Here is a 22,628-nt window from a genome sequence, read left to right on the forward strand (position 1 = left end):
GGGACGTGATTGTCAATCACCAAATCCGTTGCGCGATCGTCGTTGACAGGAACCGTGCTGGGGAGCGGCCGAAGTGAGCGTCCACCCCGCCATCATCCAGCACCGCGGCGCTGAACTCAAAGCACGCATCGAAGAGTTGATCGCCTTGGACGAAGGCGACAACGAACACAACCTCGGCTGGTCCAATCCCCGGTTCGGAGATCAGACGCTCCCTAACTGCTGGAGCGCGAATGATTGCCCTGAAGAGAGTCATCTGAGCGGCTTCAATGGAGACGGTCACCAAATCGGCTTAAAGCTGCTTCGCGAACATATGAAGGACAAGCGCAAGCTTGGAAAGGTTAAGGGTCGGGTCCGCGCGTCCCTCCTCTACGGGAGAACTGTCTGATGAACGCGAGCCGGATTCAGCGGGCCGACGAACCGAAGAGCAAAGTGAAGCTGTCGGCAATCCGCACCGATGGCGGCACGCAATCACGTGCCACCGTGTCCGACGTTGTGGTTGACGATTACGCCGCGGCAATGACTGATGGCGCTACCTTCCCAAAGATGATCATTTTCTACGATGGGAGCGAGCACTGGCTTGCCGATGGCTTTCATCGTCATCGGGCTTACCTCAAGGCTGGTCTCACCATCGTCGAGGCGGATGTTCGCCAGGGAACACGTCGCGATGCGGTCCTCTTCAGCGTCGGCGCGAATTCCTCCCACGGGCTGCAACGGACCCGCGATGACAAGCGGCGCGCTGTCATGACCCTCCTTGATGATGCCGAGTGGTCAAGTTGGCCGAATACTAAGGTCGCGAAAGCTTGCGGCGTGTCCGAAGGGTTCGTCCGTCATCTTCGTATATACGAAGATATCCCCACCTCAGATGTTCGTACCGTTGAGCGGAATGGTACGACGTACACCATGAATACCTCGGCGATCGGAAGCGGTGTGCTCCAATTTGAGCAGCCAGAAAATCTGGTGTCCCAGCGTGTTGTCCTCTCGCAGTCGGAGGCCATCGCGACCCAGACGGCAGAGGATGAGATCACCGCCGAAGACCTCGAAAACGACTCCGGTTTCCAGAAGGCAGCAGAGGCTTTCGCCAGCGCGAAGGCTCTCTACGACGAAGCGATGGCTGCGCCCGCTGCGGAACCAATCAGTCCGGAGCGAGAGGCGAACCTTCGCCGGGTGCTCGGCACACAGGAGCAGCGGTCGACGCTGTTGCGCGTGGTGAACATGGCCAAAGCCGTCGCCGATCTTCCCAAACCTGGCGACATGGTTTCGGCGGTTCCGCCGGCCCTCAATCACACCATTGATGTTTTGTCGCTTCTCGCTGCCGCTAACTGGTTCGAACAGTTTGCCCGCGCGTGGGAGCGCAACCCAGGAGCAAAAGCATGACTGCATACAGCAACATTATCAACAAGGCCGTCGAAACCGCTATGTCAGCAGAGGGGTTCAACGCTCGCGACCTCGCGCCGGCGGTCTATGCGAAAATCAGCGCCGCTGACAGGAAGCGTACCAGCATCGCGACGATTACCAAGGATCTGCGGCAGGCTGCCAACGACCTGCAGAAGAGTGCGCTGAAGGTGCGAAGCGACAAGCAGCTCGGCTTCAGCTTTCTCGTTCTACCCGGCGCGGTTTCGGTTGACGACGACGGCGCAAAGGTCAAGTCGACGTTGGCTCTCTCGCGACTTGAATTCCGGAAGGCTGTAGAGTTGCGGCGCAACAAGCAGTCTGCGATCGGCGAAGTGGCTGACGAAATGGAAAACGCGGAAGCAGTCGCTGCGCCTTACTGGGATGCCCATCCAGACTGGACATTTGGGCAGTGCCTCGATGCGCTGCAGGCAGATGCGAACCGGGGCGACGTTGCATGATCCCTCGCGAATCTACTTCCAACGACGTGGCCGCTATGTGGGTCTCCGAAAACGGGAGCCACCGCACCCGATCATATCTGTGCTTTGCGAGAAATTCGGCCTCACGGCATTACAGGCCTGCGAGGCATGCAAGCTCGCTCAACAGTATCGAACAAATCGAAAGGCGTTCGGGTAGATGGGAAAACTAAACGAGCGAGACCGCAGCCGGACATCGGGAAAAACTGGTGAGAAGAAGCGCCGTTGGATGGAGAGCTTCATTCCGATGCGTTTGGAACTTCTTCTCAGCCCGTCTTGGCAGTCTTGCCCACGCCCCTTGGTCAGGGTCATCGAGCGGCTTTGCATCGAGCATCTCCGACACGGCGGACAGAACAACGGCGAGCTCTTTGTCGCATACACCCAGTTCCAAGCATACGGAGTCTCGAAGAAGTCGATCCTTCGCACCTTGGAATTGGGTGAGAAGCTTGGGCTAATCCAGGTCATGCGTGAGGACGGCGTGATCAAGGGCGACATCAGACCGGCCAACGGCTACCGCCTCACCTTCGTTCCAGAAAAGGGAAAGCTTAACCCGACAGACGAGTGGAAAACGGTGACTAAGCCACAAGCCGAAAAGCTCATCGAAGAATACCGAATTGAGGCCGAAATCGCGGTGAGAGCAAAGAGAAAGGTAGCGGCATGAAAACTACTTCCCAGTTCCCTTTCCTTCGCAGTATCGGTTCCCTTTCCTGCATCTTTCCCGGCGATATCGGTTCCCTTTCCTGCGCTTGTCTCGGTTCCCTTTCTACTACTATCTATTATATCTCGGGGGGGAGGGTCTGATGAGCGGAGATGACCATACTGCACTGCCTCTGGTCTCTTGGCAGCCTCCAGCGTGCGCATTGATCCCGTTCCCTATGATCAATCGCGTTGGGAAGATCAGGGACGTTGCTGCCAAGTTGCTCGACAAGCAGACTGACCGACATGCAGAATACTACTGCAAACAGGTCACGGATGGACTGAGCGCGCAGTTTTCGAAACTCGGTTTGTCGGAAGCGCTGCAGGACGAACAGATCGGCGCGTTCTGGACGAAGGTAAATCAGGAGGTTGTCCGCCTCCGCTACAGGCACACCGGCAGCACGGATCCGCGAGGTGCGGCATGAACGATGACGTATCGCTCTCCCTCGACACGCGATGCAAGAGATGGATGAGCGGCGAGCGTACTTCTCCCCGCGAAAAACTGTCCGAAAACCGAGAACGAATTAAAGAAACTGTCTCGTGACGAGACAATTAACTGCGGCGCAGCCATTTGCCATATGTTTTCGGTGGGCTAGGTAACGCCGTAGTAGGTGTGCAAAGCCGACGCGCGGAAGGAAACGAGCAGCGCTATGTAGTAAGAGGTCTTCCTCAATGGAAATGAGTCAACTTAGTCCGGAGGATGAGCCGGATGGTGCAACACGAAGTGAAAACTAAGCGGAAGAGAGGTTGAAAAATGGCGGCACGACTGCGACCCGGTGAGCCGGGACATGACCCAGATTGGGACAGCCCTGAAGCGATAGCCAAATGGCGTGTTCGCGGAATCTACAACATTCACGAACGGGCGAAAGCATTCCACCGCATCAAGCAGGAAATCGAAGCGGAAGACCAAGCAGTCTCCAAGTCAGGTGCGGCCGACTGAACTACTGCGGCTTCGGAAACGCGTTCAATGGCTAGAGATCGATCGGTGAGGTCGCCGTAAAACAGTAATGGACCCACTTTGATAATTAGCGGAAGAACAATCCAGTCTGACGCCTCGGAGAATAACCGGCAGCCTCAACTCTAAGAAGAGAGCGCCAAGGTGAAACAGCTCGTCGCTGGGTGGGCCTTGCTCGGGACCTACTTCCAAATGAGTCCTGCCCGTAATGAGTCCTGCCCGTACGCACGCACCGCTTAAACTGTCTCGTGACGAGACACTTTCGCCGCTTCCGAAGCGGCGGCGCTTGGCGAGATGATCAAGGCAGGCTGAGAGAACTCGATCCGAAGTGCATGCTCGGTAGTGAAGATGAGGCGCGGCTAGTAGGTCGACCTTAGTTGAAATCAAGAGAGTGGGCAGGGGGGCGTAGCCCTAAGGACTTTACACCGCACTAGAGGCCCACGACGGAAATAGCCGCCTTACCGGTTGAATTTGAATATTGACAGCATGCACCGCTTTCCAAATCGAAAAAACGGTAGCAAATCTTGCACTCCGGCTGCGAGACAGTAAGACAGTCGCCATCTGCGCGCGTTGGTCGACTGGGACCAAGCGAGATCTGGTCTTATCCCGGCACGTCTGCCGACCGCGCGGGTTCACCAGAATCTTTGAATGAAGTCGCCCACAATCTCAGGACATGCTGAGATAGCCAAAGCTGTCCGCACGGGATGGTTTCGCCCGTCGCCCGTCGCCGGTCGCATTGTCATTGGGTCACCTATTGCGTGGCGGACGCCCCGCGAAACCCTGCCGCGTCCGGTCGGTCACAGCCAAAGCCGCTCGCTCATGCGCCGAATAACCGCCTTTCGAAAGGTCGGTTTCGCGCTCGCGCAACCAACAGCTGCCACGGTAAAACTAACCGGCGGCCCCGACAACAGATTTCGTCCGGGCTGCTGGAGCGGTTCCATGAAGGACAGCCCTACGATTGATCCACCCGTTTTACGAAATAGACGACCGCATCCAATCCCCCGACCGCCAACCCGGCGTAAGATACCTAAACGCGGCAAGGCGAGTTATCCGCAACGCCACGACAAGAAAACCGATCGCCACGGCAGGCGCCATGAAAGCCCAAACCGAAGCAACGAAATGAATGAATCCCCATCGGCGTCATGCCGCCGCCCCTTTCAGCGCCCGAAATACGCTTGTCCTGCTGATATCCAGCACCTCGGCTATAGCCTCGGCCGTCTTTCCCTCGGCCCGCAGCCGCTTCACCTCGGCCGCCTTCGCCATCGCTGTGGGTTTGCGGCCGGTATATTTACCCTCGGCCTTCGCCTTCGAAATTCCCTCGCGCTGCCGCTCCAACATAAGCTCGCGTTCAAACTCCGCAATGGAACCCATCATGTTCAACATCAGTTTTCCGGTCGGTGTCGCTGTATCGAGATTGAGGGCGAGAACGCGCAGTTCAACACCCTTGGCCCGCAGCCGCTCCAAAATGGACATCAGGTTGAACATCGACCTGGCCAAGCGATCGAGCTTTGTCACCACGAGCGTATCCCCCTCTCGGGCATAATCGAGAAGCGCCTCCAGTTGTGGCCGCTCCACATCGACCGACGACACTTGCTCCTGGAACACCTTGACGCATGCGGCCTCCTTGAGGTCGCGCAACTGCGCCTCAAACCCGGCCACCTGATCAACCGTGGAAGTCCGCGCATAACCAATAATCGCATGTGACATAAAACACCCGTTAAGTTCCAATAGACTCTAAGTGATATTTAGAAACCAAGGTACCAAACGTCAACTACAATTCTATTGGTACTATTTTAAACACGTAATCAGCCGCTTCAGATCGTCTCATAAAGGCAGGGCCTAATGACACTTGGCAATCGCCTATGGCGGTATTCGGTTAGGGAGCTCGATCACATGTCGGTTGCGTGACACGTTTTGATAGCTGATTTTGGATTCAATGCCTGCAGGGTCCTGGAATTTCTGGCGATGATACGGGACCTTATGTCGAGACGCCGAGCCCACCCAGGCGGCTGCGTCCAGTTACGAAGTTTTCGACGCGGCACCCGTAGTGTCAAAGCCTGCTAGAGCGAAGCCCCCAAACAAACAGCAGTTCGTGGTGCCGAACCCACACGACCTCGAAATTGTGTTTTTGCGGCACGCCGGTCTGGGTCAGCGTGCGGTCCGCGTCGGAAGCCACGGCGGCAAATCAGTGCGGATCTTCAATATGGTACGCGCCGGAGATCGAGGGGAAATGCCGCTACGAATCCGACCTGGCGCAGCAATCGAAGCGAGGGCTCGCTTCCATTCTTGAGGGGGCAAGGTGGAGATCCATCGGCAGGATACCGATCGCTACGGTCGCACATGGCGGTTGTTCGCGTCAACGGGAGTGACGCCGGCGACATGCTTGTTCGGGAGGGCCTGGCCCGCACATGGGGCGGGCGACGGGAGCCATGGTGCTGATGGCTGATTACGATACGATCAAGGACCCGCTTTATCCTGGTCAGCCCGGACGAGGCGACCATCTATGTCGTCAGCCGAAAGTTTTTTCACGAGGTGATGGGTGGCGTTGTGGAGCTACCGCAATGGGCCGGACAGCGATCCAAGTCTGCCAAGGTGCTGGTCGCCTACAAGGGCGACGTGCCGCTAATCGTTGCCATCGCAGAGGGCGGATCGAGCAGCTTACCTAAATAGGCGTCATCGATGCTGAACAATCAAGCTGAACAATCAAACAAACCTGCTCGCTCGACTGAGAATCGGCGCAAGTCGCTGCTATCGACATCCCCCTCATCTTCCTGCTAAGCAGGCTCTAATCGGCTTAATTCGGCTGATTTCTTCGTGCTTCCCCTATCCTTTAGATAAAGGCGTTTTTTGGCTGTTTGCCTAGGGCATGGGGCAAATCGAAGTATGAGGCAAAGCGATGGATGAACGCTGGCTGACGGTTGAGGACATATGCCGATACCTGAACGTGAGCAATGAAACAGTCTACAAGTGGATCGAGCAGCGTGACATGCCGGCTCACCGCGTAGGACGGCGCTGGATGTTCAAGCAGAATGAGGTTGACGATTGGGTGCGCTCCGGTGGCGCGTCGGATAAGCCCGAGAGCAACGATAGTGATGAAAAGCGGGGGTAATCATGCCAGAGCCGATCCAAGACAAAATCAGGGACGCGATCAAACAATCGGAGGGGCTCTACCACCGGCTGGTTCTGCTGGTTGGCGAAACTGGATCAGGCAAGACATCGGCCATCCGCGATGCGGCGCGCGAGCTCGACGTCGACGTCATCAATGTCAATCTAACGCTTTCCGTTAAGCTGCTCGAATTGACGGCAAGGCAACGCGCCGTGCACCTGTCCAAGCTGCTGGGCGAGGCGGTCGAGAACTCCGCGCCCGTCGCGCTTCTCGACAACACCGAGATTCTCTTTGATCACGATTTGCAACAGGATCCCCTTCGTCTCCTCCAAAGCATGTCGCGCAATCGCTGTGTGGTGGCTTCCTGGAACGGAACAATTAGGGACAACAAACTGTCTTATGCCGAAGCCGGGCATCCAGAATACCGGAGCTACGACCCGACTGAGACGTTGGTTGTGGACATGAAACAATCAGTTGCAACCGATCCAGTTGGTCGAGTGAGGTCAGCATGAAATACGCAGACCTGATCCAATTCGACCCTATCGAATCGGTTGTTCAGTTACGCGACGCCAATAAGGTCGATGCCGCGCGGCAACTCGTGAAATCCTACGTCATCTCCGATGAGATGGCGGATCGGCTGATCAATCTCGTCATCCCGCAATTGCAGTTTGATATGCCTGCCGACAATAAGGGTCTTCTGATAGTCGGCAACTATGGCACCGGTAAATCACATTTGATGTCGGTGATATCCAGCCTTGCGGCCGATGTGTCTTTGCATGACGCCATTCACCATGTCGGTGTTCGAGAAGCGGGTTCCCGCATCGCCGGACGCTTCAAGGTGATCCGCACCGAGATCGGCGCGACCACCATGTCCTTGCGTGACATCCTGATTGCCGAGTTGGAGGAGAACCTCGACAAACTCGGCGTGGATTACGTGTTCCCGGACCCGGACACGATCTCCAGCCACAAGCGCGCCTTTGAGGATATGATGGAGAAATTTGGTCAGGTCTATCCTGACCAAGGGTTGCTTATCGTCGTGGACGAATTGCTGGATTACTTGCGCACGCGCAAGGATCAGGAGCTAATCCTTGACTTGAACTTTCTGCGTGAAATTGGCGAGAGCGCCAAGGGGTTGCGCTTCCGTTTCATCGCCGGCGTCCAGGAAGCCATCTTTGATAGCCATCGCTTCAATTTCGTGGCCGACAGCATCCGGCGCGTGAAGGACCGCTTCGAGCAGGTTCTCATTGCCCGCAACGACGTAAAATTCGTCGTGGCCGAGCGTCTGCTCAAGAAGACCGCCGAACAGCAGGCGCGCATTCGCGAGCATCTTTCGGCTTTCGCCAAATACTACGGCAACCTCAACGAACGGATGGACGAATTCGTTCGGCTTTTCCCGGTTCATCCCGACTATATCGACACCTTCGAGCGGGTGACCGTCGTTGAAAAGCGCGAGGTGCTCAAGACGCTCTCGCTGGCCATGAAGGAGCGTCTGGACAAGGCTGTGCCGGTTAGCGAACCGGGGCTGATCGCTTTTGACAGCTATTGGAACAATCTGAAGGCCAATGCTGCCTTCCGCGCCATTCCCGAAATCAGAGCGGTGATCGATTGCAGCCAGGTTCTGGAATCGCGGATCGAGAACGCCATTGGCCGTAAGCAATACAAGCCGATGGCGCTACGGCTCATTCACGGATTGTCGCTACACCGCCTGACAACAGGCGACATTTATGCGGCCATGGGCGCAACGCCTGAGGAGCTGCGTGACCGCCTCTGCCTGTTCGAACCAATGATTGCCGAAATGGGCAGCGGCGAGCCGGACAAGGATTTGCAGACGCACGTCGAAACGGTCCTGCGCGAGATCCACAGGACGGTCAGCGGCCAGTTCCTAACCGAGAACAAGGAAAACCGACAATATTATCTCGATCTGAAAAAGACCGATGATTTCGACGCGCTTATAGAAAGGAAGGCCGAAACACTTTCGGACTCCCAGCTCGACCGCTACTACTACGAGGCGCTGCGCCGCGTCATGGAATGCCAGGATGTCACCTATGTGACCGGCTACAAGATCTGGCAGCACGAACTTGTCTGGCAGGAACGCAAAGCGGCGCGAACGGGCTACCTCTTCTTCGGCGCGCCGAACGAACGTTCCACGGCGGTACCGCAGCGGGATTTCTATATCTATTTTCTTCAGCCCTATGATGCGCCTCGCTTTAAGGATGAGAAGAAAAGCGACGAGGTCTTCTTCCACTTGGTAGGCGCTGATAGCACCTTCCTCACGGCACTCAGGTCTTATGCGGCGGCGCTTGACCTTGGCCAGACCGCATCCGGCCCTGCGAAGGCCACCTATGAAGCAAAGGCCAATGGTTTCCTGAAGAGCCTGGTGCAATGGCTTCAGAAGAACATGAGCACGGCGTTCGAGGTGACGTGGCAAGGCCGGACCAAGCCCCTTGCTGAATGGGCCAAAGGCAAATCCATCCGCGATCTTTCCGGTCTTGCGCCGCATGAAACCGTCAATTTCCGCGATCTGGTCAATACGATTTCCGGCGTATGCCTCGCGCCACATTTTGCCGATCACGCGCCGGATTATCCGGCCTTCTCGGTCCTGATCACAGGTACTAGCCGCGCGCAGGCGGCGCAGGATACGTTGCGCGCTATTGCGGGCCAGAACCGCACCAAACAGGCAAATGCCATCCTGGACGCGCTTGGCCTGCTCAATGGGGAACGCCTCGATCCAGCCAAATCCCGTTATGTCCGCAGCATTCTGGATGTCGTCAAAGCCAAGGGGCATGGGCAGGTCATCAACCGCGATGAAATCATCAAGGATGATCTCGGGCTAGAATATATGGACCCGGCAGCTGCGAGGCTGGAACCCGAATGGGCGGTCGTCCTGCTGGCAAGCCTTGTCTGGTCCGGGGATATCGTGCTGTCCATTCCGGGCAAGAAGTTCGAGGCGACCGATCTCGGCCATTTGGCGGCGACAAGCGTCGATGAGTTGATCCGTTTCAAGCACCTTGAACAGCCGAAGGAATGGAACCTCGCCGCGCTCAAGGAGCTATTCACGCTCATGGGGCTCTCGCCAGGCATGGCGCAACTCGTGACCCAGGGCCAGGACGAACCGGTCCGAACCCTTCAGGATGTGATCGGCAAGCACGTCCGGCGAATCGTCGAAGCCCAGCAAATGTTGCGGGAGGGCATTTCCCTATGGGGGATTGATCTGAGCAATATCGGCGATCTAATGGTACGAGCGGAAAGATTGGACGCGGCAAAGGAGTTCCTCGAAACAACTCAAGCCTATTCCTCGCCCGGCAAGCTGAAGAACCTGAAATTTTCCGCCAGTGACATCGATATCCACGGGGAGGCGATCCGCACCCTTGGGCTGATGGAAACTCTCCGGGATTTTGTTGCCCGAAATGGGGCAACCAGCAATTGGCTCAGCATCGCCGAATCGGTGCTTTCCGCCGATCACGAGTGGACAAAGCGCGTGCGCGTCACGCGGTCTGAACTTGAAAATACCATCCGGGGCGCCGAGCTCACTCAGGTTCCCGGAGAACTGGATCGCATGGGGCGCGTATTGCGCTCGTTCAAGCGCGAGTTCATCACGCTCTATATGGATCTGCACACACGCGCGCGTTTGGGCGTGAATGACGACAAGCGCAAGGGCGGGCTTCTTGCCAATCCGCGTTTGCAGACGCTCCAAAAACTTGCCGGCATTGAACTAATGCCTCGATCGCAACTGACCGATTTCCAAAACCGCCTGGCCGGGCTCAAAAGTTGTTTTGCGTTGACCGAACGCGATCTTGACGCTTCTCCTGTCTGCCCGCATTGCGGCTTCCGCCCGCAACAAACGAGCACGATCAGTGGCGCCAACCTACTGGCGCAGATGGACAAGACGCTCGATGACATGCTTGCAAGCTGGACATCCGCGCTGCTCGCCAATCTCGAGGACCCGATCACGCGGCATAATCTCGATCTTTTGCCGCCAGCGGAACGGCAAGCCATCACAGACTTTGTGACGGCAAAGGCGCTGCCTGAACCACTCAATTCCGATTTTGTCGCTGCATTGCGCGAGGCGTTCTCCGGCCTAGTGCGGGTGACAGCCAGCCTCAGGCAACTAGATTACGAGTTGCTCGGCGATCAAAGCGCGGTAACCGTCGATGATTTGCGCGCGCGATTTGAAGCTTGGATCGATAAGCTCATCAAAGGCAAAGATCGCCAGAAAGCACGTATCGTTCTGGAGCTTGACCAGCACCAGAACGATCAGGATCAGGGGGACGGGGCATGAAGGCCGATCTTTTCGAGAATATTGACGAGGAAAACCGCACGGCCAAGGCAGCCGGACCGGTCACCTGCCTTGGCACGACCTTTGCCAATGATAACGAACGGCGAACCCACTTTACCGAAAAGCTTCGGGAGAAGTTGAAGGACCCCGAGTTCCGCAAAATCGAGGGATTCCCTATCGGTTCGGATGAGGACATCCTCGCGCTTTCCGACCCGCCCTATTACACCGCATGCCCGAACCCGTGGATCGGCGACTTCATCGCCGAGTGGGAGGCGCAGAAGCCTGAGCAGCCCGAGGGACACCATTATCACCGCGAGCCCTTCGCCGCCGATGTGAGCGAGGGAAAATACGACCCAATATACAAATACCATCCGTATCCAACAAAGGTGCCACACAAGGCAATAATACGTTACCTCCTTCATTACACGAACCCTGGGGATATCGTATTTGATGGCTTTTGTGGAACTGGCATGACGGGAGTCGCAGCTCAAATGTGTGGCGACCGTGATGCTATAATTTCCCTTGGATACCAAGTTAAACAAGATGGGGAGATTTTACGCGAGGAGATTGATGAAAATGGAATCAAAACGTGGGTTCCATTTTCTCAAATCGGCATCAGGAAAGTTGTGCTAAATGATTTATCTCCAGCCGGAACCTTTGTTACGTATAACTATAATACTCCATTGGATATAAGTTCCTTTGAAAAGGAAGCAAATCGTATACTTAAAGAGATTGAAAATGAATGCGCATGGATGTACGCAACAAAACACCTAGATGGTCGTATCGGCAACATTAACTATACAGTATGGTCTGATGTTTTTGTGTGCCGCGAATGTGCGGGAGAGGTAGTTTTCTGGAATGCTGCTGTTGAAAAAGATGATGGCAAAGTAAAGGACGAATTTGCATGCCCTCATTGCAATTCACGTCTTACTAAAAGGAGCTTAGATAGGGCCTGGACAACCGTTTTCGACCCCGTTGTCAATCAAACCCAAAAGCATGCCAAGCAAGTGCCTGTGCTGATAAATTATTCAGTTGGCTCATCGCGCCACGAAAAAGTGCCAGATCAAAATGATATTGATACTCTTAAAAAACTAGAGGAGTTCAAGGCTCCTTATTGGTTTCCAGATCAAAGGATGATTGAGGGAAAAGAAACAAGGCGCAACGATCCATCTGGTTTAACACACGTCCATCATTTTTACTCAAAGAGGAATTTGTATTCTCTGGCCAAACTAAAATCGTTGGTCCCGTCGTCGAAGTTCAACCTACTGATTACAAAGGTTTCGTTTCAGATAACGAAGCTTTATAGATTTACTTATCAGAGCGGTGTTTGGGGCGCGGGAGGTGGACCATTGTCCGGGACGCTTTACGTTCCATCTCTTGTAAAAGAGCTAAATATTATTAAACAAATCAAGGATGCTTTAAAGCAAAGACGTGGGATTTCTCACCCGTTGAATTACGGGAGTTTTGTGGGATCTACACAGTCGAGTTCGTTGCTTTCCTCAATTCCCGACAACAGCCTAAGTTATATCTTTATCGATCCGCCGTTTGGTGCGAATCTGTACTATTCAGAGCTAGCTTTTCTTTGGGAATCGTGGTTGCGTATATTAACAAATAACAAAGAAGAAGCGATTGAAAATGATGCACAAGGTAAAGGATTAGATGACTATCGTCTTCTGATGCAAAAGTGCTTTGCAGAGGCATATCGCGCCTTACAGCCAGGACGCTGGATGACAATAGAGTTTTCCAACACCAAGGCTAGTGTTTGGAACAGCATACAAACAGCCTTGCTTGAGGCGGGTTTTCTTGTTGCTAACGTGTCTGCCTTAGACAAGCAAAAAGGTAGTTTTAAAGCTGTAACCACCCCGACTGCGGTCAAACAAGACCTCGTCATCTCGGCATACAAACCCAATGGCGGTTTTGAAGAGCGCTTTCAGAAGGAGGCGCAAACCGAAGAAGGTGTATGGGATTTTGTCCGCACGCATCTGAAGTATTTGCCGGTCACCAAACGTCAAGGCGTTTTGCTACAAATGGTGCCAGAGCGGGATCCTCGCATTCTATTCGATCAGGTCGTCGCCTATTATGTGCGCAAGGGCTTCCTCATTCCCATTGCTACCAGCCAGGAGTTTCAAGCAGGGTTGGCACAGCGGTTCACTGAGCGTGACGGCATGTACTTCTTGCCGGATCAGGTAGCCGAATACGACCGCAAGAAAATGCTCTCAGGCGGTCTAAACGAAACCATTGAGATGTTCGTCAAGGACGAGGAGTCAATGATCCATTGGCTCCGCAAGCTTATCAAAGAAAAACCGCAGACTTTCTCCGATATCAATCCGCAGTTCATGCAGCAACTCGGTGGCTGGAGCAAAAACGAGACACAACTCGACCTGCGCGAGCTTCTGAACCAGAACTTCCTTCCCTACGACGGCAACGGCCCCGTTCCGGAGCAAATTCACGCCTACTTGTCTTCGAATTGGAAGGAGTTGCGCAATCTCCCCAAGGACGACCCCAGCTTACGCGCCAAGGCGCGCGACCGCTGGTATATGCCTGACCCCAACAAGGCGGGCGATCTCGAAAAGCTCCGCGAAAAGGCTCTGCTCAAGGAATTCGAGACGTACTGCCAAGAGAAAAAGAAGCTCATGATTTTCCGCCTTGAAGCCGTTCGCGCTGGCTTCAAGAAGGCATGGGCTAACCGTGACTACTCCATCATCGTCGCCGTGGCGGATAAGATCCCCAACAGTGTCCTCGAAGAGGATCCAAAACTGCTCATGTGGTACGACCAGGCGACCACGCGGATGGGAGGTGACGCGTGATCACCAGTTGGAAGGTATCCAATTTCAAATCTATCCGCGACGGGGACAATCTGCCTCTTGGGCCGTTGACGATCTTTGCCGGCGCAAACAGCAGCGGCAAGAGTACCTTTATTCAGTCCATATTGCTCGTCGCCCAAACGCTGTCGAACAAGGTCAGCTCCCGTTCGGTGGTTCTCAACGGGGCACTCACCAGCCTTGGGCAGTTCGATGATCTGAAATCCACCGGCAGCGACGCGGACCAGATCGTCATCGAATGCACCTGTCGACCGCTATCGGACGCAGATGGCTCACCCCTGTGGGGAGGGCCATCCCTCCCGGCACGAAGGGGATTTTACTACGGCCGAAGATCAATGGGGCTCCGTGAAGTTTCCTTTGAAATTGCATTTGACGCTGATCCGTCGAACCCGGAACGCGACGTTTTCCAAATTCAACCGAGGCTTTTTTCCAGTGCATTGGAATGCGTATTACGTGACGAAGACAATGTTGATCAGAGACATTCCGTTGTCGTTCGCCATGCGGACACCGAGAAGTTAGCAAGCAAAATTGACCTTCTAGCCGACAACTCAGATGCGGACGATTATGTCCGTGCGGGCTTGGCATATGACGTCAGTCTTGATGACGTGTCTTTAACTGAAGTGAGAGAGGAAACACATTCTGCGCAGCCCATCGGGTGCGTGTTGAGGCACTTCCTGCCGGCTCGCATTCTCTACGCCATCGATCCCGTTCAGGAGGACGCACGAGCGATCACTGCGGTATTGCAGAGCAATCGTTCTACCCGCTCCACCATTTTGGCGGCACGGCCTTGGCAGACGAGAGACGTGCTCTTGAGCAATGGCATTTTGAAGATTCTGAAGGATATCCTCAAGGAAGAAGGTATCGACCTGGGCGAGGTGATCAGTGCTCGAACACAGCAAGCATCTCTGTTCGAAGCTGAAGGTGAAGCTCTTCCTCTGGAACTTTGGCAAGAGATTCTGCGGTCTATGCCAACAGAACAGCGCATCAAAGCCCAACAAGCACTTCAGGAGTCTGAAGACTTGTTTGAGAGAATCGCGGACACCCTGAAACAATCCACTTCTTCAACGAAGTCCCCGACAGTTGTTATGCCTCTGGGGACGCGGGAAGTTGTAGAGTCTGCGAGGTATCTTGACGAATTTTTTGCCTCTTCCGTGAAGTATCTTGGTCCCTTGCGAGACGCGCCAAAGCCTCTTTACCCACTGGCGCCAGCGGCGGATCCTTACGACGTTGGCCTGCGGGGCGAGCATACGGCATCTGTTCTGGACCTTCATAAGAACAGGCAGGTACGATACATTCCGTCATCGCACTTCAAGCTGCCTACGGTAGAACGACGGACCATCACCCGAACCTTGGAAACTGCGGTTATTGACTGGCTTCAATACCTGGGCGTCGCAAGCTCCGTCGAGAGCAAGGATATGGGCAAGCTGGGGCACGAACTCAAGGTTGCCTTGGCGAACTCTAATGGAAAGCATGACTTAACCCACGTTGGTGTCGGCGTTAGCCAAGTGCTTCCGATCCTGGTCATGTGCCTGTTGGCTGAAGCGGACTCTACATTGGTGTTCGAGCAACCAGAGTTGCATCTGCATCCAAAAGTTCAGACGCTGCTCGGCGATTTTTTCCTCTCTATGGCTCTGTGCAACAAGCAATGCATTGTCGAGACACATAGCGAGTATCTCATTGATCGCCTCCGATTCCGGATCGCCGCTGCGGAAGGGGACATCCTGACGGATCGCGCGAAGATATATTTCGTTGAAAAGCCCGGAGCGGCTTCAACCTTCCGGGAGGTCACGATCAACGAGTATGGAGCCATTGTCGACTGGCCCGAAGGCTTCTTTGATCAATCGCAGCAGCAGGCCGAAGAAATACTCAAGGCTGCCGCAATGAAACGGAAGGCCCGTCGGAATAAGGGTGATGCCTGACATGCTCAACGTAACCATTGACGCCGGTGTCATCGCTGTTCCTCATCCTGTCGGTTCCGCTGACGAATTACACAAGTACGTGGATACATTGCTCGACTGGAGTAAGCTTCTTGATGAGCCGTGGGTGGCTATTCACATCAGTGAAGGAGCTGCGGCAGCGCTCTTTGCAGATCAGCTATATCCATTGCGTGACCAACTCAAAACGCTCTTTAACGACTACGGAATAGTCGAATATGATGTCAATACAGTTGCGAAGGTGGCAGACAAGTTACTTACTTTGACGCCGTCATTCGAAACATATTATCGAGTGAAGGAGGTGCTGGCGGATCCGATCAACACAGCTCCTGACATCATAAAGCTGACGACACATGACGGTTTACAATCAGATTTGGCGCGTTGCGTAGTATTGATCGCAATCCTGCGCAAGCATTGTCAGCAGCCGCTGGCGGGGCACTCACTCATTCTCCGTTCGGCACCGAAGCCAATTGTCAATGTTCGGGCACAGATTCACGACATTGAACACGAACGTGATGATCTCCCCGAGTTACCCGCGCCCCCCCAATTTTTCGATGGCGAAGTCCTCGTATGCGACGACTTCAAAGGGCTTGTGGGATGTCTGGATGATAGCGCAATTCTCACCGGCGCATCTGATGCACTGGGTATTGAGTTGGCTATCAAAATCGCTTTGTTCAAAGACGATCTGGAAAAGGGCAAAGAGCCTGATTGGGCTGGAGCGGTAGTTCCAAAAATAGGACACGGCTTCCTAGAAACATGCTGGAAGTGCTGCCGTGATCAAGGAGGAACTCTCTCTCCAAAAATATTACGCGCAGTTGTCGAAACGATGCTGAACCAAAACATGGCAGCGGTTCATCCTTTGAGAGTTGGCAAGGGAGGTGATGACCCTCAGCGCATGAGAGGAAGCGACAAAGCGCAAAGGAGGGATATCGATTACGAATTTCATCTGCACTACTGGGAATGTGCGGCCGGCGCCGTCGAATTGGGGTCTGTCGTTCATCACAATGATTTTTCGATACCAGAATGATGGCAGTGGCGGATCAATGGCTCTTCAGCACCAACCACAACTGTGCCTGCTTGTGTCTGGAGGAACAGACGTTGTGGGGGCAGTCGGTGTGCCGTGTGTGGCTGCCGAACCAGGATGCCGTTGTCCGGATTCCACGCTCCGCGTTGCGGCCGTTGGGGGCCGAACTACGGCCTGACATTGAGGCGCACCGCATCGCCTATGTCGCGGCGGCGGCCAAAGTCGCCGAAGTTCTGGATGGTGGAACCAGCGATGGGGATGGCCCGGTGTTGTTGGCGCCGATGGAATCCAATGTCATTCCGCTGCCGCACCAGCTTCACGCACTCTCTCGCGCCATTTCCGGCGATCGTGTTCGCTACCTCTTGGCTGATGAGGTCGGTCTCGGCAAGACCATCGAGGCCGGTCTGGTCATGCGCGAATTGAAACTGCGCGGTCTTGTGCGGCGTATATTGGTCGTAGTGCCCAAGGGGTTGGCCACCCAATGGGTGGCGGAGATGCAGAGCCATTTCAACGAGCGGTTCCAGCTTATCCTAGGCGAGGACATTGGAGCGATGCAGCGCCTCTCATCTGGGAACGGTACCGCCATCTCCCCATGGACGACGTTTGATCAGGTGATAGTGTCGCTGGATTCGGTCAAACCACTCGACAGACGGCGCGGCTGGTCGCCGGCCCGGATCGCCGAATATAACCGCGGCCGCTTCGAGGATCTCATCACGGCGGGCTGGGATCTCGTCGTGGTGGACGAGGCGCACCGTCTGGGCGGCAGCACCGATGCCGTTGCCCGCTACAAGCTGGGCCGAGGTCTCGCCGAGGCCGCGCCCTATGTCCTGCTGCTCTCGGCGACACCGCATCAGGGCAAGAGCGATGCCTTTCATCGCCTGATAAACTTGCTCGACAATGACGCCTTCCCGGACGCGGAAAGCGTTACACGGGAGCGGGTTGCGCCCTTTGTCATCCGCACGGAAAAGCGCAAGGCCATCGACGCGGAAGGCAAACCGCTGTTCAGGCCACGGCACACGCACATGGCCTGCGTTTCCTGGGAAGAGCGGCACCGCCCGCAACAACAGCTCTATGAGGCGGTCACGGACTATGTGCGAGATGGCTACAACCAGGCTTTGCGGGAAAAGAAGCGCCATATCGGCTTTCTGATGATCTTGATGCAACGGCTGGTCACCTCCAGCACCCGCGCCATCCTGACCACGCTGGAGCGGCGGGAAGCCGTTCTCAAGGGCGTTGAGGCACGCGACCGGCAATTGAGCCTGCGGCTCGATGCGGCCAATGGCGCCGATGCCGAAATCCAAGAGCTTTACGACATGGACGGGCAGGAATTGCTCGACGAGCTTCTAACCCGTGTATCGGCTCATCAGTTCGAACGCAGCCATGTCGGAACACTGCTGGAAGCCGCCCGCGTCTGCGAGCAGGCTGGCCCCGACGCCAAGACGGAAGCGCTGATCGACTGGATCTACCGGCTTCAGGCCGAGGAGAACGAGTCCGATCTGAAAGTGCTCATCTTTACTGAGTTCGTCCCCACGCAGGAGATGTTGCAGGAGTTTCTGGAAGCGCGGGGCATTTTGGTGGTGACGCTCAACGGCTCGATGGACATGGACGCCCGCAAGCGGGTTCAAGATGCCTTCAGGCATGAAGCCCGCGTGCTTGTTTCGACGGATGCCGGCGGCGAGGGCCTGAACCTTCAATTCTGCCACGTCATCATCAACTACGACATTCCTTGGAACCCGATGCGTCTGGAGCAGCGGATCGGCCGGGTGGATCGCATCGGCCAGACTCGAACGGTGCGCGCCATCAACTTCGCGATTGAAGATTCCGTGGAACTCCGGGTTCGCGAAGTGCTGGAACAAAAGCTCGCCGTCATTTTCGAGGAATTCGGCATCGACAAGACCGGCGACGTGCTCGACTCGGCTGAGGCCGGTGAACTGTTCGAGGAAGCTTTTGCCGCTGCAATACTCGATCCCGAAAGCATCGAGCGCACTACCGATCATACGGTTATGCGGATCCGTGATGAAATCCGTATGGCGCGGGAATCCTCGTCGCCGCTTGGCGCCTCCGCGGAGCCGGACACGCAATCCGCCGAGCAGCTTCGCCTGCATCCGCTGCCAACTTGGCTGGAACGGATGACCGTCAGCTATCTTGGCGGCCATGGGGGCAAAGCGGAGAGAAGACACTTGGCTTGGGAGTTGACTTGGCCCGATGGCGAGCGGTTAGCGAATTGCGTATTCAGCGCGCAGGATGCCGAGGGCATGCCCGATGCGGACCTGCTCACACTGGAGAACAGCCGGATTCGTGGATTGGCGCTTAACTTGCCCTTGATAGCAAGGGGGCAGCCCATCCCGGTCGTCTCGATCTGTGGCCTGCCACCCGGCATCGATGGCGCATTCGGCTTGTTCGAAATCCGGATGCAAAGCGGCCTAACCGCAGGCGGCCGGTTCATCCGTGTTCCTCTCGTGCGGCGGCGAATGTTGAGCGTGTTCGTGGATGGGCAGGACAGGCTCTTCCTGCCCACTGCGCGCCACATCTGGGGTGCGATCCAGACGGCGGAGATCAGGATTGAGACTATCTTGGACCCGGATATGAGCGATGCTCTCCATAGCCGGCTGACGGACGCCGCGAAACAGTCCGGAGAAGCGATCTTCACAACCTTACATCAGGAGCACCAGAACGCCATCGAAAGGGAAATGGAGCGTGGTGGCACGAGTTTGCGGGCGCGCCGTCGCGCCATAGAACGAGTGGGGCTATCCGAGGTACGCCAGCACCGCCTGAAGCGATGCGATGCTGATGAAGCGGAATGGCAACTGGAAATGGCCCAAGCACGGGAAATCATGCCAGAACTCCGGCCACTCCTCCTGATGCAGGTCGCAGACATGAGAGCGCCATGACGAGTTGGCGCGACACGATACTTGCCGCTTTGGTGCCGCAGGTCAGTCGGCTGACTCTTGTGGCCGATCCGGACGCGCTCCTTACCGAAGAGCGCTTGAGGCTGGAATTGCGGCAGCGGGGTTTCGACCTGATCGAATTCAGCGATCCGGTCGAGTTCCGCTACTGTTATGAATCGCAGTATCGATCGATTTGGGATCGAGGAGACACTACCTCCCTTGTCGTCGCGCTGCGTCTGCCTGATTCCGCAATTGACACGCTTCCCTATGACCTCTTGCGCGCGGGCAAGCGGCTCTCGTTCAACATGGGAAGCCTGTTTCCCAGTTTCAGCTACCCGGTTCTGCAATCGCTCGATAGCAGCCTTCTGGATGCCTTGTTCGATGCACAGTCCAAGGTCTCGCCCGACCGCATGGGGGACAATGCGACCAAGGACTTCGTTTTACGACACATATTCGGCATTGCAGCCGAACTGATCACCACCGATGTCGATTTGCTGCGAGTACTTCTGCGTCTGCACTACCGAAACACCAATCTGCCGCCAACGCTGAGTGCCCGCCTCGTGCAAGTGATCAAGGCGCAGACCGCATTCCGCGACTGGCCGCTGGAAGCAATCGTACCTGATGAAGCCGCTTTCTACGCGTTCCTCCAGGAGCGCTGGCCAACCTATTTGCGAAACCATGACAGTTCCGGTTTCCGAGAGGATGGCACGGAGTATGGCCTTATCTATCCCGGCCCTGACCATCTCTCCTTCGGTCACCACGATGTTCGCGTCTATATCGACAACCTCTTCGTCGAGGGGAAGTTGACGCCGATCCATCTGCCTTCGGGTGCGCCCGAGCCGCAAGACTGGATGCGCGGTGGCATCGTGACGGAGACAGAGGACAGCAACGCATCGCGGATCGCCCGCCTGTTTGAGCTGGTTGACGCGGAGCGTCCAAACGAGAGCAGCCGGCACACAGACTGGATTGCCTTCGCTCACAGGTGGGCGGAACTGAGTGCGCTAGTGCATTCAACTGAGAGGAATGAGTCCAGGGATCGTTTTCGGAAGGCATGTGCGGAGATAAACGACGCCTTCGCTTGCTGGTTGGACGGGCACTATGCGAGCCTGATCAACCTGCCGCCTAATACGCCTGCGATGGTGCATCATGTCGCAAGGCTCATGGCGCGGGAAATGGAGCAGTCAAAAAACACCCGCACGGCGCTGATCGTCATGGACGGGCTGGCCCTCGATCAGTGGATCACGGTCCGGCATTCCCTCCAGAAGCATGACCCGACGCTTCTTATGCGGGAGTCCGCAGTCTTCGCTTGGATTCCGACGCTCACTTCCATATCCCGGCAAGCCATCTTCGCCGGAAAACCGCCCTTTTATTTTCCATCATCGCTCCATTCGACCCATGCCGAAGGCAATCTCTGGAGAAAATTCTGGGAAGATACCGGCTTTACGAAAGCCGAGATCGCTTATCAGAAAAGCTTGGGCGACATGCCCGCCAGCGGCGACATCAATGAGACGCTGGACACCGTTCTGACGTCACCTAAACATAAGATCGTCGGTCTGGTTGTCGATAAGGTCGATAAGATCATGCACGGTATGCAGCTAGGCAGCCCGGGCATGCACAATCAGATTGCTCAATGGTGCCAGGGCGGCTTCCTCAGCGCACTGATCGGACGGCTACTTGATCGGGGCTATGACGTATGGCTGACGGCCGATCACGGCAACATCGAATGTCGTGGAAACGGGCGGCCAAAAGAAGGCGTGATCGCAGAAGTGCACGGAGAACGCGTCCGGATCTATCCTACGCCAGAACTGCGCGATCAGACTGCCGCAGCCTTCGAGTTCGCTCGGCCATGGCATCCGGTCGGTCTGCCGCCTGAGACATTCCCCCTGGTTGCGCAAGGCAATGACGCCTTTGGCACGCCGGGCGAAACGCTCGTCGGGCATGGCGGCATCGCTATTGAGGAAGTCATTGTGCCCCTTATCAAGTTCGAGCGACGGGAGGCATAATGGACACCCGCCACAATTCCATTGGTATCAAGCAGGTCATTCCGTATGAATGGATGCGGAAAGCGGCAAGTCTGGTGCTCGCCGGATTGCTGCCCAAGGAAATTCGCCAGGAATTGCACGCGGCCCTAACTCTAGAGGGGAAACAGGTTCAGTCGGGCGAGCGCAGCGCCTGGACCAGAACGTTTCTCGTCAACAATCTGATGGCGATCTGGTCATCGCCAGATACTGAGTTGTCCTCGTTTCGGGATATGGCGCTGGATCTTCTTCGCGCCTATCCAGACCAGGCAATTGTCATCCACTGGGCGATGATCTCGGCTGCCTATCCCTTCTGGTTCAACACGGCGAGACAAACAGGGCGTTTGCTCAACCTGCAAACTCAGGTAACCCAAGCGCAGATCGTCAGTCGCCTCAAGGAACAATACGGCGACCGCCAGACCGTTAGCCGCTATGCGCGCTTCGTGGTTCGCTCCTTTGTCGATTGGCGCGCTCTCAAAGATGCGACGACAACAGGCTGCTACGAGAAGGCTAATCCTCTCACTGTCGCCGAGCACGAAGTCGCCGCCTTGCTACTCCATGCGGCACTGTTGGCGAGCCCGGAAGGCAAAGCGCCACTTGGCGTGCTTCTAAGCAGTCCGGCGTTCTTCCCTTTCCATCTTCCGGCCCTGCGTGGAGAGAATCTGCTCGGACGCGCGGGCTGCCTTAAGATCGTTCGCTATGGCTTGGATGAAGAGCTTTTGACGATCACAGGATGATGGAGAACCCCTGTGAGTTCATGGCGAACCGCGACCTGCGGGCTTCGAGAGGCTGTGGTAAAGGGGTAAAGGCGCTTGGTCAGGTTAATTGATTGCCGGCCCGTTCTTCAGATGTCTCCCGAACGACGAACGATGGCCGAAATTGTCTCATGGAGAGACATTTAAAATGATAATTAATTCAACTGGATGAGTGACAATGAACGCAGGGGGTGACGTAGCCGACCAGCACGAAGGAATTGCGACTGAATGTGGCACACAGGTTTAGGCGTATGGTAGCGAGAACCGGGGCATTTCTATCTTAAGTCTT

16 protein-coding genes are annotated in these 22,628 nt (G+C 55.7%); 15 read left to right on the forward strand and 1 reads right to left on the reverse strand.

Annotation, left to right across the window (positions count from 1 at the left end; all coding sequences use genetic code 11):
* Positions 1 to 73 precede the first annotated feature (73 nt).
* From C6558_RS03415 to C6558_RS03445, 6 genes are all read left to right on the forward strand, one after another.
* Positions 74 to 385, forward strand: coding sequence for a hypothetical protein (locus C6558_RS03415; protein ID WP_107026842.1), 312 nt, complete (start codon positions 74 to 76; stop codon positions 383 to 385).
* Positions 385 to 1,374, forward strand: a complete 990-nt coding sequence (locus tag C6558_RS03420) for a hypothetical protein (protein ID WP_107026843.1) — start codon at positions 385 to 387, stop codon at positions 1,372 to 1,374. Before C6558_RS03415 ends, C6558_RS03420 begins: the two co-directional genes overlap by 1 nt.
* Entirely contained in the window at positions 1,371 to 1,850 is a 480-nt protein-coding gene (locus C6558_RS03425; RefSeq protein WP_107026844.1) for a hypothetical protein, read from the forward strand. Before C6558_RS03420 ends, C6558_RS03425 begins: the two co-directional genes overlap by 4 nt.
* Positions 1,851 to 2,025: 175 nt before the next feature.
* Positions 2,026 to 2,526, forward strand: a complete 501-nt coding sequence (locus C6558_RS03435; protein WP_107026845.1) for a hypothetical protein — start codon at positions 2,026 to 2,028, stop codon at positions 2,524 to 2,526.
* A gap of 139 nt (positions 2,527 to 2,665) precedes the next feature.
* Positions 2,666 to 2,986: a DUF6074 family protein gene (locus tag C6558_RS03440; protein ID WP_107026846.1), complete on the forward strand. Its 321-nt coding sequence runs from the start codon at positions 2,666 to 2,668 to the stop codon at positions 2,984 to 2,986.
* Between the two features lie 329 nt (positions 2,987 to 3,315).
* Positions 3,316 to 3,501: a hypothetical protein gene (locus C6558_RS03445; RefSeq protein WP_107026847.1), complete on the forward strand. Its 186-nt coding sequence runs from the start codon at positions 3,316 to 3,318 to the stop codon at positions 3,499 to 3,501.
* Positions 3,502 to 4,656: 1,155 nt separating this feature from the next.
* On the opposite strand, the gene C6558_RS03450 is transcribed toward C6558_RS03445, so the two are convergent.
* Positions 4,657 to 5,223, reverse strand: coding sequence for a recombinase family protein (locus C6558_RS03450; RefSeq protein WP_107026848.1), 567 nt, complete (start codon positions 5,221 to 5,223; stop codon positions 4,657 to 4,659).
* 1,189 nt (positions 5,224 to 6,412) lie between these two features.
* On the opposite strand from C6558_RS03450, the gene C6558_RS03455 reads away from it, so the two are divergent.
* Genes C6558_RS03455 through C6558_RS03495 form a run of 9 tightly spaced genes read left to right on the forward strand, consistent with a single transcriptional unit; the run spans position 6,413 to position 22,321 of the window.
* Positions 6,413 to 6,625 (forward strand): helix-turn-helix domain-containing protein, encoded by a 213-nt coding sequence (locus C6558_RS03455; RefSeq protein WP_107026849.1) that lies wholly within the window; start codon positions 6,413 to 6,415, stop codon positions 6,623 to 6,625.
* Between the two features lie 2 nt (positions 6,626 to 6,627).
* Complete coding sequence (brxF, locus tag C6558_RS03460) at positions 6,628 to 7,134, forward strand: BREX-3 system P-loop-containing protein BrxF (protein ID WP_107026850.1); 507 nt, start codon at positions 6,628 to 6,630, stop codon at positions 7,132 to 7,134.
* A complete protein-coding gene (locus tag C6558_RS03465; protein ID WP_107026851.1) occupies positions 7,131 to 10,901 on the forward strand; it encodes a DUF6079 family protein in 3,771 nt (1,256 codons plus the stop codon). The genes brxF and C6558_RS03465 overlap by 4 nt, the downstream gene beginning before the upstream one ends.
* On the forward strand, positions 10,898 to 13,705 hold the full coding sequence (locus C6558_RS03470; protein ID WP_107026852.1) for a DNA methyltransferase: 2,808 nt from the start codon (positions 10,898 to 10,900) through the stop codon (positions 13,703 to 13,705). The genes C6558_RS03465 and C6558_RS03470 overlap by 4 nt, the downstream gene beginning before the upstream one ends.
* Positions 13,702 to 15,639, forward strand: coding sequence for a DUF3696 domain-containing protein (locus C6558_RS03475; protein WP_107026853.1), 1,938 nt, complete (start codon positions 13,702 to 13,704; stop codon positions 15,637 to 15,639). Before C6558_RS03470 ends, C6558_RS03475 begins: the two co-directional genes overlap by 4 nt.
* Complete coding sequence (locus tag C6558_RS03480; protein WP_107026854.1) at positions 15,632 to 16,681, forward strand: hypothetical protein; 1,050 nt, start codon at positions 15,632 to 15,634, stop codon at positions 16,679 to 16,681. Before C6558_RS03475 ends, C6558_RS03480 begins: the two co-directional genes overlap by 8 nt.
* Positions 16,678 to 19,569: a helicase-related protein gene (locus C6558_RS03485; RefSeq protein ID WP_107026855.1), complete on the forward strand. Its 2,892-nt coding sequence runs from the start codon at positions 16,678 to 16,680 to the stop codon at positions 19,567 to 19,569. Before C6558_RS03480 ends, C6558_RS03485 begins: the two co-directional genes overlap by 4 nt.
* Entirely contained in the window at positions 19,566 to 21,569 is a 2,004-nt protein-coding gene (gene pglZ, locus C6558_RS03490) for a BREX-3 system phosphatase PglZ (protein ID WP_107026856.1), read from the forward strand. Before C6558_RS03485 ends, pglZ begins: the two co-directional genes overlap by 4 nt.
* Positions 21,569 to 22,321, forward strand: a complete 753-nt coding sequence (locus C6558_RS03495) for a hypothetical protein (RefSeq protein ID WP_107026857.1) — start codon at positions 21,569 to 21,571, stop codon at positions 22,319 to 22,321. The genes pglZ and C6558_RS03495 overlap by 1 nt, the downstream gene beginning before the upstream one ends.
* The last annotated feature ends 307 nt before the right edge of the window (positions 22,322 to 22,628 follow it).

The sequence above is a fragment of the Ensifer sp. NM-2 genome (assembly GCF_003024455.1).
Taxonomy (GTDB): domain Bacteria; phylum Pseudomonadota; class Alphaproteobacteria; order Rhizobiales; family Rhizobiaceae; genus Ensifer; species Ensifer canadensis.

Coding starts and splice junctions, on each gene's coding strand:
- C6558_RS03420 (WP_107026843.1), top strand. CDS start 385: ATGAACGCGAGCCGGATTCAGCGGGCCGACGAACCGAAGAGCAAAGTG.
- C6558_RS03425 (WP_107026844.1), top strand. CDS start 1,371: ATGACTGCATACAGCAACATTATCAACAAGGCCGTCGAAACCGCTATG.
- C6558_RS03435 (WP_107026845.1), top strand. CDS start 2,026: ATGGGAAAACTAAACGAGCGAGACCGCAGCCGGACATCGGGAAAAACT.
- C6558_RS03440 (WP_107026846.1), top strand. CDS start 2,666: ATGAGCGGAGATGACCATACTGCACTGCCTCTGGTCTCTTGGCAGCCT.
- C6558_RS03445 (WP_107026847.1), top strand. CDS start 3,316: ATGGCGGCACGACTGCGACCCGGTGAGCCGGGACATGACCCAGATTGG.
- C6558_RS03450 (WP_107026848.1), bottom strand. CDS start 5,223: ATGTCACATGCGATTATTGGTTATGCGCGGACTTCCACGGTTGATCAG.
- C6558_RS03455 (WP_107026849.1), top strand. CDS start 6,413: ATGGATGAACGCTGGCTGACGGTTGAGGACATATGCCGATACCTGAAC.
- brxF (WP_107026850.1), top strand. CDS start 6,628: ATGCCAGAGCCGATCCAAGACAAAATCAGGGACGCGATCAAACAATCG.
- C6558_RS03465 (WP_107026851.1), top strand. CDS start 7,131: ATGAAATACGCAGACCTGATCCAATTCGACCCTATCGAATCGGTTGTT.
- C6558_RS03470 (WP_107026852.1), top strand. CDS start 10,898: ATGAAGGCCGATCTTTTCGAGAATATTGACGAGGAAAACCGCACGGCC.
- C6558_RS03480 (WP_107026854.1), top strand. CDS start 15,632: ATGCCTGACATGCTCAACGTAACCATTGACGCCGGTGTCATCGCTGTT.
- C6558_RS03485 (WP_107026855.1), top strand. CDS start 16,678: ATGATGGCAGTGGCGGATCAATGGCTCTTCAGCACCAACCACAACTGT.
- pglZ (WP_107026856.1), top strand. CDS start 19,566: ATGACGAGTTGGCGCGACACGATACTTGCCGCTTTGGTGCCGCAGGTC.
- C6558_RS03495 (WP_107026857.1), top strand. CDS start 21,569: ATGGACACCCGCCACAATTCCATTGGTATCAAGCAGGTCATTCCGTAT.